A 12,028-nucleotide genomic window follows, 5' to 3' on the forward strand; every position below is an offset into this window, starting at 1 on the left:
ATACCAGCGGCGGCGTCCGCCCGAAACATGAGATCGTGTTGCCATGGTGCGATGGGCTGACCCCAGTGAGCTTGCCGGTCTGGTCGCCGTCGAGCTGGCCGCCGACAGGCTGTTCGAGCAGGTGGGCATCGTCTTCCCGGCCGGCACGACGATGATCGAAGAGGTCACCGACCCCGACACCGTGCTGGTCGAGGGGCGCCCGCCCGCGGGGTTCGCGCTGGTCGGCTGGGTCGACGGCAACCTGCACCTGGAACAGCTCGCTGTGCGTCCCGAGAGCATGCGGCGGGGGATCGGCGGCAGGCTGGTCGCGGCGGTGGGCGACCACGCGCTCGCCAGCGGCGCGCCCGCGGTGACCCTGACGACCTACCGCGACGTCCCGTGGAACGCGCCCTGGTACGAGCGGCACGGCTACTCGGTGCTGCCTCCGTCGGAGTGGGGGCCGGAGCTGGAGAAGCTGGTGGAACACGAGCGCGAGCTGGGCATCGAGGTGGCGCCGCGCGTGGTGATGCGGCAGCGGTTCGGCGGGTGAGCCCCTCAGGCGGCGGCGGGTACGGGCTCTTCACGTGATCCCCTAGCGGGAGGTGTAGGCGTCCAGCTCGGACAGGTAGGCGTCCTTGAGGTGCTGCGGCAGCCAGGCGATCTCGAAGGCGTTGCGCTCCAGCCGCACCAGCTCGTCGGCGGTGAGCTGCAACGCGTCCTGGATGGCCTCCAGGTTCTCCTGGACGTAGCCCCCGAAGTACGCGGGGTCGTCGGAGTTGATCGTCACGCGCACGCCCAGGTCCATCAGCTTGCGGATGCCCTCGGCGTGCATCGAGTCGGTGACGTACCCGTTCGAGATCGGGCAACACGTCAGCCCGACCCCCCTGGCCAGGACCAGTTCCACCAGCCGCTGGTCCTCCAGCACGTTCACGCCGTGGTCGATCCGGTCGACGCCGATGTCCTCCAGAGCCTGGCGGATGTGCTCGGCGGAGTCGTCCTGGTCCACGTCGCAGTGCATGGTCAGCAGGTAGCCCTCCCGCCTGGCCCGCGCGTAGACGGCGGCGAACTTGGCGGGCGGGTTGCCCTTCTCGTCGGAGTCGAGGCCGACGCCGACGATCCACTCCCGGTACGGCAGCGACTCCAGCAGCGTCGCCATCGCGTACTCGGCCTGGAAGTCGCGCAGGAAGCACATGATCAGCTGCGCCCGGACTCCGAGCTGGTCGTAGCCGTCCATGAGCGCCCGGCGCAGGCCGCGGATCACCAGGTCGAACGGGACGCCGCGCGACGTGTGCGCCTGCGGGTCGACGAAGATCTCCGCATACCGGACGTTCTGCGCCGCGGCCCTGCGCAGGTAGGCCATGCCCAGGTCGTAGAAGTCGGGCTCGGTGCGCAGCACCGCCATGCCCTCGTAGTACACCTTCAGGAAGGACGGCAGGTCGTCGAACGCGTACGCGTCCCGCATCTGCGCCACGGACGCGTACGGCAGGGACAGACCGTTGCGGAGGGCCAGCGCGAACTTCAGCTCCGGCTCCAGCGTGCCCTCGATGTGCACGTGCAGCTCGCACTTGGGCAGCCCGGCGATGAACTCTTTCATGATCGTCCCTTCGCTGCGGCGGCGCGGGTCTACCCCACCAGAATCGCACGCCGCCCGCGCGGGGGACCGGCTACAGGGTGATCGCCAGGCCGATGGAGAGAAGCAGCCCGTACGCCATCTGGAGCTTGCCCGTCTGCTGCAGCACGCCGATCAGCGCGGGCCCCACGGCGCCGCTCCGGACGGTCCGGACCGGCGCGATCGCCAACGGCAGCGCCAGCACCGCGAGCACCGTCAGCCAGGCCAGCGGGATCATGGCCAGCGCCACCACGAACGGCACGACCAGGCAGACCGCGTACAGCGTGCGGGTGCGCTCGGCGCCCAGGACCACGGCCAGCGTGCGCTTGCCCGACTGCCCGTCGGTGCCCACGTCGCGCAGGTTGTTCACGACCAGCATCGAGCACGACAGCAGCCCGACGGGCACCGACGCCACCAGCGCCGCCCACGAGAGCTGCTCGGTCTGCACGAACGCGGTGCCGACCACCGGCACCACGCCGAAGAACAGGAAAACGGCGGCCTCGCCGAGCCCGCGGTAGCCGTACGGGCGCTTGCCGCCGGTGTAGAACCAGGCGGCGGCGATCGCCGCCGCGCCCACCAGCAGGATCCACCACGCCTGGGTGGCCAGCACGAGCGTCAGCCCCAGCACCGCGGCGACCGCGAAGGAGCCCAGCGCGGCGGCCAGCACCTGCGGCGGCGTGGCCACCCGCGAGCCGACCAGGCGCATCGGACCGACTCGCTGGTCGTCGGTGCCGCGAATGCCGTCGCTGTAGTCGTTGGCGTAGTTGACGCCGATCTGCAGCGACAGCGCCACGAGCAGCGCGACGATCGCGCGCCACCAGACGAACCCGCCCTCTCCGATCGCGATGCCGGTGCCGACCATGACGGGCACGACGGCGTTGGGCAGGGTACGGGGACGCGCGCCGGCAATCCACTGACCGGGGGTAGCCATGTGACGATTCCTCTAGCTGATGTCCGTGGTGAGCCTGACCATCCGGATCGGACGGCCCATGTCGAGGACGCGCTCGGCCATGTCCTCGCCCCACCCGGCCGACTCCAGGAAGCCGAGCACCGCGTAGTTCTCGGCGAAGACCCAGGTGACGATCTGGCGGAAGCCGTCCTCGCGCAGGTAGTCGACGGTCGCGTTGAGCAGGCGGCTGCCGTGGCCGCGCCGGACGAAGTCGGGGTCGACCAGCAGCGTCAGCATCTCCGCCACGACGGTCGGGTCGAGGTCGGGATCTTCGGCGGGGGCGTGCGACGCCAGCCCGACCACGCGTTCACCACCGCGCGGTGTGGCCAGGGCGGCGCTGCCGCCCGCGCCGAGGGCGGGAAAGCCCTCGGTGTCGAGGATGGTCTCCACCGCGACCAGCACCCGGTGACTGCGGGTGGGCGGGGAGGTGATCGCCTCGTCCCATTGGCGCAGCCACATCTTCTCGGCCGCCGGCCCTGTCATCTGCTCGAGCGGCCCCTCGGGGAGGAAATCCCGATAGCCGTAGCGCCAGGCGCGGACCTGAGTGTTCGCAACCTGGAGCACATCCTCGCGCCGGGCCGCCCGGACGCCTACGTCTGCCATCTCGGCCCGCTCCTTCGCCTGCCGTCATGCCACAAGGCACGAGTTACACCGTATCGGTCTTTGAGCCTTGGGGATGACGCGAACCCTGCTTCCGCGCCCGGTAGGCACGCGTTTTGGGGCGCTTGGCGCACCCGCGCACGAACATCACGAGCGTGAATGGTTCTTGAACGACTTTTTTCGGTCCTGGTCACCGCGTGACCACCGCCAGGGCCTGCGCCAGCCGTCGCACCCCCTCCATCAGCTCCGCCAGATGCGTGGCCGCCATGTGGGTGACCCGGATGCGCGGCCCCGGCGGCTCCGACGGGTAGTAGATCCGGCCGGGGCTGACCAGCACCCCGGTTCGCTTGGCCTCCTCGACCAGTACATGCTCGTCCGTACCCGCCGGGAGCCGCAGCCACAGGTGCATGCCGCCCCTCGGCAGCAGGTGCGGCTCGGCCTCGGGGATCCGCGCGGCCAGCGCGGCCGCCAGCGCGTCGCGGCGGGTGGCGATCTCGGCGTGGACGGCCTTCAGGTGCCGCGCCCAGGCGGGCGACCCGACGAACTCGAGCGCCGTCTCCTGCAGCGGCCTGGCGACGAAGAACGACTCGACCAGCTGGCTGGCCCGCAGCCGGTGCGCCGCCGGCCCTCTCGCGATGACCGCCGCCACCCGCATGCTCGGCGAGAGGATCTTGGTGAGCGAGCCGATGTGGACGACCGTGCCGTGCGCGTCCATCGAGACCAGCGGCGGAGGCGCCTGCTCGGTCAGATACCGGGCGAAGTCGTCCTCGACGACGAACGCGCCCGCCGCCGCGGCCACCTGGAGCACCTGCTCGCGGCGCTCCTTGGTGAGCGTCGCGCCGGTCGGGTTCTGCGAGGTCGGCTGGCAGAAGAAGACCCGGGCGCCGGTGACGGCGAACGCCTCAGCCAGCATGTCCGGGCGCACGCCGTCCCTGTCCATGGGGACGGCGTGCGGACGCAGCCCCGCCGCCCTGGCCGCCGCGAGCGCGCCCGGATAGGTGGGCGTCTCGACCAGCACGGGCGCGTTCGGGGCGGCCAGCGCCCTGAACGCGTGCGTCAGGGCCGCCTGTCCGCCGCTCACGATCAGCGTGTCGGACGCGGTCACGTCGCCGCCGGCCTGCCTGGCGAACCAGCGGCGCAGCTCGTCCAGGCCGTTGAGCGGCGGCATCGCCCACGCGTCGGGCCTGCGCACGGCCCTGGCGCCCGCGGCGGCGAGTTGCTTGTCGGGCCTGAGCCCGGGAGGCAGGTACCCGCCGGTGAGCGGCACGACCCCCTCTGGGGGGCCGCTGAGCAGCGAGGTCACGACCGACTCGTCCACCACCCTGTCGCCCAGCGCGAGCGTCTGCCAGGACAGGTCGGCGGTGTCGTTGACCCTCGCCGGCTGCCGCGCCACGAACGCCCCGATCCCCGGCTTCGTGACCACCCTGCCCTCGGCGGCGAGCTGTCCGATGGCCCGCGAGACGGTCACCGGGCTGACGCCGTGCCGCCGCATGATCTCCCGGCTGGCCGGCAGGCGGTCCCCGGGCCGCAGCCTGGAGGCCTCCTCGCGCAGTATCGCGGCGATATGGGCGATACTGCTATCGTTTTCCATGAAGGACAACGATAGCGCTACTTATTGGGATCCAGTAGCGGTCCCCACCGCCGCCACCGGGCCGCTGAACGCGGTAGACCTCCCGATACCCGCGCAGGACGGGACCCGTCCGAGTGCCGCGCAGTCCGCGAATCCCTCGGCCCCCGCGCAGGGCGTGAACCCCACAAGAGCCGCACAGGCCACGAATCCCCCCTCAGCCGCGCGGGCCGCGAACCCCCCAAGTGCCGCGCAGGTCACGGATCCCTCCGCAGCCGCGCGGGCCGTGAACCCCCCGAGCGCCGCGCAGGCCGTCAACCCGCCCTCAGCGGGTGCCCGTGGGGGAACGGCTCTGGCGTTCCTGGGAGTTCTGGCGTTCTCCGGCTCCTTTCCCGCCACCGTCTACGCGATGCAGGGCTTCGACCCCTGGCTGGTGGCGATCGGCCGGGCGGTCATCGCCGGGGCGATAGCCCTGGCCTGCCTGAAAGCCGCCAAACTCCCCTTGCTGCCGCCGCGACGCCACTGGCCCGCCTACGCCGCCATCTCCGTGGGCGTGGTCTTCGGATTCCCCGTCTTCAGCGGCCTGGCCCTGGACCTCGGCGCGTCCACCGCCCACTCGGCCGTGGTGATCGGCCTGCTCCCGGCCGCCACGGCCGCGTGCGCCGTCCTGCGCGCGGGCGAGCGTCCGCGTCCCCTCTTCTGGGCGGCCTGTACGGCGGGCGCCGTCGCCATCACCGCCTTCACTTTCGCCCAGTCCGCCCAGGGCACCCCCACCTGGCCGGACCTGCTCCTGGTCGGCGCGCTGCTGTCGGCGGCGGTCGGCTACACGGAGGGCGGCAGGCTCTCCAGGGAGATCCCGGGCTGGCAGGTCATCTCGTACGTTCTCGTCCTCTCCCTGCCGCTCACCCTCCCCGCGACGACCGTCCTGGCGCTGACGACCCCGATCAATCCGACCCCCGCGTCCTGGGCAGGTCTCGCCTACGTGGGTGTGATCTCGATGTTCCTGGGCTTCGTCCCGTGGTACGCAGGCCTGGCCAGGGGCGGCATCGCCAGAGCGGGGCAGACCCAGCTCACCCAGCCCCTGCTCACCTTGCTCTGGGCCTGGTTCCTGATGGGGGAGCGGTTCGGCCCAGCAACCGTGGCAGGCGCGTTGGCTGTCCTGGTATGTGTGGCTATCACCCAGCGCGCCCGTACTTGAAAGCCGTGACGCCACCACGCAGGATGAGGGGTGGAGGTGTCACATGGCGGACCTCACGATCCCCGAGGGCGGCTTCTGGCCTGCCCCCGAGATCCCGCAGCCGAACATTTACCCGATGGAATGGCGCGTCGAGACCGAGAAACTCGCGGCGATCTACGAGAAGTCCAAGCGGATGGTCTGGAACCCGGCCGACCTCCCCTGGGACGGCCTGAACCCCGAGGACTTCACCCGGGAACAGCGCCTGGGCATCATGTACTGGTTCGCCGTCCTGGCCAACTTCGACGCCTCCGGCCCCGCTGTCTTCGCCCGCGCCACCATTCAGGCATTCGAGAAACACGAAGAGGACCCCGTCAGGAAGTGCTTCTTCTCGATCACCAGAGACGAGATGAACCACGAGGAATGCTGCCAGCGCACCATCGCCAGACTCTGGCCCGGCGGCCCCCTCGACTGGAAACCCGCCGACGACCTGGAGAAAGCCGCCCACAACAACATCGGCTGGCTCTACCACAACGGCGGACGCTACTGGACCGGCTACACCGCGGCCGTCGGCAAATACAGCCTGCCGGTGCTGTTCACCAGCTTCATGATGGGTGAGATGGCCGCGTCCACGCTGTTCAGAGGCATGGCCTCAGGCACGCAGCACCCCGTGTTCGCCGAAATGTTCCAACGGATAGGCCGCGACGAATCCCGCCACCTCCAGATCTGCATGACGATCCTGGAAAACGAATGGCCCGGCCTGACGGATGAAACCCGCACCCTGATCACCCGTCAGCTCAGAGCGGGTTTCGTCTTCCTGTCCATGATTCTCTGGGAGCCTCCGGAAGGGTTCTGGGAACTGCCGCCGTATTTCCTGCCCAACCATCGCGTCCTCATGGACCACGCCCGGCAGGCGGGCCTGGGGGTTCTTTCGTACGAGGAGCAGGCGGAGAACTGGCGGGTGGCGATGGCCCGCATCCGGGCGATCGTGGAACGCTGGGGAATCGCCTTCCCCGCCATTCCCGAACTGGACCTGGAAGGCGTCCCCGTCGATTTCATCGACCCCGAGGAAATCATCCCGGTGTTCTGACAGTACGGGCCATCCCGGTGTTCTGACGGTGCGGGCCCTCGAACCGGCCGCGCCCGGAGAACTCCGCGCCCGCCATCCGCCACCGCCGGCCCGCTCAACTCCTTCGGCCGCCGCGCGGAGCGCGGAGACTTCCGCTCAGCGGCCACGTGCCGGCCCGTCTCCTGGCCGTCCATCACCCGGTCTCGACCTCCCGGCGACCGCTCCCGTACGGCTACGTACGTGCCTCGCCGGGGCCGTGAACACCCGGCTCTGCTTACTCCAGTACCTGACCGCGCTTCGTGCGGTGGCCGTGGCGGACCCTCACGATCGATCGCGTGGTGGCCGGCCGCCCATGTGCCACCAGTAGTTCGAGGTCAGATCTCGGGCCACGACTCTTTCGGTGACACATAGCTGCCGCGCTGCGGCACCGTGTAGATCCAACCCTGCTCGCGTAGCAGCGCCATGGCCCGGCGTACGGTCTCCCGGGCCACCTCGTACTGCTGCAGCAAGGTGGATTCGCTGGGTATCGAGCGTCGGGGCTGATACCGGCCCGCTCCGATTTGCTCGACGATATCCGCCGCAATCTGCTGGTACATCGGCATATAGCGCGATTTCCGGGGCGCTGCGTCTGGTGCCCCGACGAAAGTGCCTTCGCCCTGGACGGTGTAGATGAGCCCTTCCGCGCGCAACACGCGGATGGCTCGCCTGGCCGTGCTCCTGGCGACACCGAACTCGCTCTGCAGGCCTACCTCGCTGGGCACCGGATCGCCTTGGGAAAGAGTGTGGATGATGCGTGACCGGATGACCTCGCTGATCTGGAGGTAGAGAGGAGTGTCACCTCTGGGGTCGAGCATGACCTAAAGGTATACGAGCTCTAGACAAGAGGAGGGGGAATCAGCTCTTGTTGGTTGGCCAGTTCTCCGGGCTCGTCACATAGGTGCCGCGATAGGCAACGGTGAACACCCACCCCTGCTCTCTGAGGTGGGCCACGGCTTGGCGGGCCGTGACCTTGGCGACGCCGAACTCCTGCATCATGACCTTCTCGCCGGGGATCGCCCGGTTCGGGGCTATCTCGCCGCGCTGAATGCGCCCTGCGATCTCCTCCGCGATCCGCTGGTACAGCGGAGTCTTCTGTCGCACGCGGGGTGCGCCGGGCTGGCCGACGAAAGTGCCCTCGCCCTGGATCGTGTACGCCATGCCCTGTTCGCGGAGCTCGCGAGCCACCCGTCGGGCGGTTGTCCGCGCGATGTCGTAGTCGCGCTCGAGCTTGGCCTCGCTCGGCACGGGTTCGCCGGCCTTGAGTTCGCCACTCTCGATCTGTTCGCGGATCAGATCGGCGACCTGTTTGTAGATAGGTACGGGCCCGTCACGATCAAGCACGCTCGGAGTATAGACCAAACCGTACATGAGCGCACAAAGCAGACGTTCACTTGAGTATATAGATACGGACTAGACCTACAGAGACTGCCTGACCTATAGTGACGATGTGAGTGCGGACCTCGACAGGCGTCACAGCCTCCACGTGGCGCAGTTGCGAAGTGATCACGTTCCTATCGAATGGGAACTGGCAACGCAGCGGTCGCATCGCGTGCGAGTGCTTGAGTACACCTGTGACTGCCAGTCGGTCTTCTATGAGCTCTGTCAGGCGGGTGGTTTGCGGTTTATCCGTAGAATGTCAAGGATGAAGGGGCGAATATTCATCTACGAGTCGCCTTGGGGTAGGGCAGGAGTGGTCAACGAAATGTGGCGGCGCTTGTTGGAAGGGGAAGCACGGTGATTCGACCGGGGTAGGGCTGTGTTCGCAGGTCTGTTCCATAGGCGCGTTCGAGCGCTTCGATCCGCGAATTGTCGCAAACGGAGATTGTTGCCCTTCTGTTGGTTTAGTCCGCATTCCCGCCTGCTGATCAGGTTCCCGCCTTGTTGGTGGCTGGGCTGCCTGTCCCCGGATCTTCACATGCCTATGACTCCCCGGCGCGCTTGGCTGCCACGAACAGCCGCGGGCGCGCTGGGGTACTGGCTCCGATCTGGAGCCAGGATCACGGATCGCGTGTAAGCCCACCGCGATCCGTTGCCTGGACAGGCACTGGTCCACGCCTGTCCCTCTCCCGGTAGGCGTCATCCCGCATCAGCTCGCCTACCGGGATTCCCCCTCGCAGGCCCCAGGATGGGGACGCCGGAGAGGGCCTGCGAGGGGCTGGGATATGCCTGTTTCGGGGGGATGCTTGGAGGTCTGTGTTTCGTGACCGATGCTTTCCCGGTGAGTCCGCTCGAGCGGAAGCCCTTCAGACGGGCATGGTTGGAGCCCCGATCTCCGCCGCCTGGACCGGTTTCCGCTCGTAGGTCGCCGCAGGTTCCGGAGGGCCGTCCGTCCAAGCGGACTCACCGGCATCGCCCCGGTATCGCCCGGCGTTGCCTTCAGCTGGGGGAGTGGGGCTGACGTGGTCCCGCACCTTCCGGGAAGCGCGGGACCACGCCGTTGCGAGTCGTTGGCCGCTGGAGAACCCACCGGCCTGCCCGCGGGAATAGAGTCTCACGGTCTTCGGCCTCAGGACTCCCGTTCTGCGCTTTCAGCGGGATCATGTGCTTTAGCGTCAGTTGAGCCTTAGGCCCTGATGGTCGTAGCCGGAAATGGTTGCCTTGTTGCCGAAGGACGAATCACGGCTGAACGCGCCTCCACTCTGTGTCGGTGATGATCAGATGGTCGAGAAAGCGCAGGCCGACGGTTTCGGCCGCCTGTGCGAGGCGGCCCGTCGCCGCCAGGTCGTCGCTGCTGGGAACGAGGGACCCGCTCGGATGGTTGTGGGCGACGCCGAACGCCGTGCCATGCGAGGCGAGCACCGCCGTGATGACGTCCCGGATCGGGACCGTGGTGTGATCGGAGCCGCCTTCGGTGAGGACCATGCGCCTGAGCACCGCGCCCCGCGTGTTGCACACCACGACGACCAGCCGCTCGCGGGAGTGCCCCCGAAGCAGCGGTGCCGCGACCGCGGCCAGGTCGGCGGTGCTGGTGACCCTGGCCCGCTCGGGTTCCGCCTGCGCTCGGCGGACGAGATGGAACGCCGCGGCGACCCGAGCTGCCTTGGCGGGACCCACGCCCGGTACGGCGAGGAGCCGGTGCGGCTCGGAACGGGCGAGACCATCGAGATCGCCGCAGTGCTCGATGACCTGGGCGGCCAGGTCCATCGCACTCGATCCGCGGAAACCCGAGCCGAGCAGCACGGCCAGCAGTTCCCGATCGGCCAGCGCTGCCGGGCCGCTGGACATCAGCCGCTCCCGTGGACGCTCGCGCCGGGGCAGGTCTTTGACTCGCATCCGCAACCTCCGCACCCGTTGTATCAGCGAGCACCGACAACCTGAGCTTGATCGTTTGGACGAGAATTCCTGGCTGGAGGACGGCGCCTGGGTCGCCTCGGCCATGAGTTCGCGCAGGCGGGCGGCCAGGTTACGGTCCTCGTCGAAACGCAGGCCGTCACCGCCTGATCGCCGCCAGAGCCACAGCTGGACGTCCTGTGCGCTCCCGGGAAACAGCGGCCTGGCCCTTGCTCTCGACTGTGGACGTGCTTCGCTCGACTCCGCAGACGATCACAGGCGCACTGTTCTGCGACGTGGCCGTCCCGACAGAGGGCGTGGCCGTCTCGGCCATGGGGATGCTCATATCCGCTCCGGGCGTGACTATCTCGGTCGCAGGGGTGCTTGGTCGAGTTCCGGGCTTGGTCACGGCGGTGCTCGGTGGGGCTGGCTGAGTGTCAGGCGAACGGTCAGCGGAGGCGGTCTGCCATCTGCGAGAACGACCCTGTCGGTCAACTGGCCGTTCATCAGCGGACATTCCTCGTACTGACCGCTTGGCGTCACCGCGACGGCCTGCGGGGTGGCGCTGGCGGACCCCTGGATGCCGGGAGTTTCGGGTGTTTGTGGACGTCGAAGGGCGCCCAGGGCTTTGAGAGGCCGGGGGGTGCTGGACGAAGACCTTGAAGATGGGGATTTCTGGCGAGGCTCCGGGCAGAGGCGCGGTGTCGCCCGGAGCCTTGGCGACGTCCCGGGATCAGACGGGCATGCTGTACATGATCCTGAAGCGGTCGCCGGGGATCACGATGTCGCTCGTCTCTACCGGACGATCGCCTGCCCAGTGGGTGCGTTCGACGTGCAGGACATGCACGCCTGCCGCCATCTGGAGAGCATCGATCTCGGCCGGACGCGGGACCCGAGTGTGCACGCTCTCGACGATCTCTGTGATCTTGATGCCGTGCGCGTACATCCTGGCGACCAGACTGCGCCGCTCCTCCTCCGTGTGCGCGGCGAACTCCAGGGACTCGTAGGAAGTGACGAGTTGGAGCGGTTTGCCGTCGCTGCGGAAGATGTAATGCGTTCTCGTCAGCGTGGCCGTCTCGTCCACGCGCAGGCGCCTGGCGATGTCGGGGCCGGCCTCGGCGGGCTCGCTGTGCCAGTCCCACGTCACGCGCCGCCCCTGAGACTGCAGGTCGGCGGCGAGCGGGGCGGGATGGTCGAGGAAGCGCCAGCGGTGCAGCGGTGCGAGGATCGGCCGTTCCCTGACGTAATGACCCGATCCGACGCGGCCGACGATGAGCCCCTCGCTGGCGAGCACGCGGAGGGCGTGGCGGGCGGCGGTCTCGCCGACCTGGTACTTACGGGTCAGCTGCGCCCTTGACGGAATGGGCGCACCTGGGGGCAGGGTGCCGTCGTTGATCTGTCGCCGGATGTCTTCGACGACACGCAGGTAGACCGGATCTGAGGTGGCCACTAGTCCATCCCTGGGGGTTCGTGTGAGGCGTTGCCCCATGTTGCCGTATTCGGCAGGTAACCGACCGTCATCGATGACTGCTGGAGCCCCAACTTTGCAGTGGCGCAAAATTATCGGAGAAACCCTGTAACACCCATGTAAGGGGCACCGATTGTTCGGTAGAGGTCGTCGATGTGTGTACCCCCGAGCACATATCGGCGACCTCTTCCAATGCGCGCCGAACACTCTCACGCCGATGCGGGCACCTGGTCTGCCGGAGACACGCACTACGGTCCCGCCGTGAAACGGCCGCCCACAGACACGCCGACGGGGCCGCGCGACG

11 protein-coding genes are annotated in these 12,028 nt (G+C 68.5%); 3 read left to right on the top strand and 8 right to left on the bottom strand.

All coding sequences use genetic code 11. The features are described from left to right. Nucleotides 1–43 precede the first annotated feature (43 nt). Entirely contained in the window at nucleotides 44–529 is a 486-nt protein-coding gene (locus ABT294_RS12145) for a GNAT family N-acetyltransferase (protein WP_350805402.1), read from the top strand. A gap of 42 nt (nucleotides 530–571) precedes the next feature. Here the strand turns inward: ABT294_RS12145 and ABT294_RS12150 are convergent, their stop codons facing one another. The 4 genes from ABT294_RS12150 to ABT294_RS12165 form a co-directional block, all read right to left on the bottom strand. Then, the gene (locus ABT294_RS12150; RefSeq protein ID WP_350805403.1) at nucleotides 572–1,573 is read right to left on the bottom strand and encodes an adenosine deaminase; all 1,002 of its coding nucleotides are present in this window, start codon (nucleotides 1,571–1,573) and stop codon (nucleotides 572–574) included. Between the two features lie 70 nt (nucleotides 1,574–1,643). Continuing rightward, on the bottom strand, nucleotides 1,644–2,519 hold the full coding sequence (locus ABT294_RS12155; RefSeq protein WP_350805404.1) for a 1,4-dihydroxy-2-naphthoate polyprenyltransferase: 876 nt from the start codon (nucleotides 2,517–2,519) through the stop codon (nucleotides 1,644–1,646). Between the two features lie 12 nt (nucleotides 2,520–2,531). Then, nucleotides 2,532–3,140: a GNAT family N-acetyltransferase gene (locus ABT294_RS12160; protein ID WP_350805406.1), complete on the bottom strand. Its 609-nt coding sequence runs from the start codon at nucleotides 3,138–3,140 to the stop codon at nucleotides 2,532–2,534. Between the two features lie 187 nt (nucleotides 3,141–3,327). Then, nucleotides 3,328–4,728: an aminotransferase-like domain-containing protein gene (locus tag ABT294_RS12165; RefSeq protein ID WP_350805407.1), complete on the bottom strand. Its 1,401-nt coding sequence runs from the start codon at nucleotides 4,726–4,728 to the stop codon at nucleotides 3,328–3,330. 262 nt (nucleotides 4,729–4,990) lie between these two features. On the opposite strand from ABT294_RS12165, the gene ABT294_RS12170 reads away from it, so the two are divergent. Beyond that, complete coding sequence (locus tag ABT294_RS12170; RefSeq protein ID WP_350805410.1) at nucleotides 4,991–5,902, top strand: DMT family transporter; 912 nt, start codon at nucleotides 4,991–4,993, stop codon at nucleotides 5,900–5,902. A 43-nt stretch (nucleotides 5,903–5,945) separates the two neighbouring features. Then, nucleotides 5,946–6,968 (top strand): hypothetical protein, encoded by a 1,023-nt coding sequence (locus ABT294_RS12175; RefSeq protein ID WP_350805411.1) that lies wholly within the window; start codon nucleotides 5,946–5,948, stop codon nucleotides 6,966–6,968. A 353-nt stretch (nucleotides 6,969–7,321) separates the two neighbouring features. Here the strand turns inward: ABT294_RS12175 and ABT294_RS12180 are convergent, their stop codons facing one another. The 4 genes from ABT294_RS12180 to ABT294_RS12195 form a co-directional block, all read right to left on the bottom strand. Then, entirely contained in the window at nucleotides 7,322–7,801 is a 480-nt protein-coding gene (locus tag ABT294_RS12180; RefSeq protein WP_350805412.1) for a GntR family transcriptional regulator, read from the bottom strand. Between the two features lie 40 nt (nucleotides 7,802–7,841). Next, entirely contained in the window at nucleotides 7,842–8,327 is a 486-nt protein-coding gene (locus ABT294_RS12185) for a GntR family transcriptional regulator (RefSeq protein ID WP_350805413.1), read from the bottom strand. A gap of 1,275 nt (nucleotides 8,328–9,602) precedes the next feature. After that, complete coding sequence (locus tag ABT294_RS12190; protein WP_350805414.1) at nucleotides 9,603–10,259, bottom strand: JAB domain-containing protein; 657 nt, start codon at nucleotides 10,257–10,259, stop codon at nucleotides 9,603–9,605. Nucleotides 10,260–10,989: 730 nt separating this feature from the next. Next, nucleotides 10,990–11,706, bottom strand: a complete 717-nt coding sequence (locus ABT294_RS12195) for a GntR family transcriptional regulator (protein ID WP_350805415.1) — start codon at nucleotides 11,704–11,706, stop codon at nucleotides 10,990–10,992. Between the last annotated feature and the right edge of the window lie 322 nt (nucleotides 11,707–12,028).

This window comes from Nonomuraea sp. NPDC000554, assembly GCF_040300065.1.
Taxonomy (GTDB): Bacteria; Actinomycetota; Actinomycetes; order Streptosporangiales; family Streptosporangiaceae; genus Nonomuraea.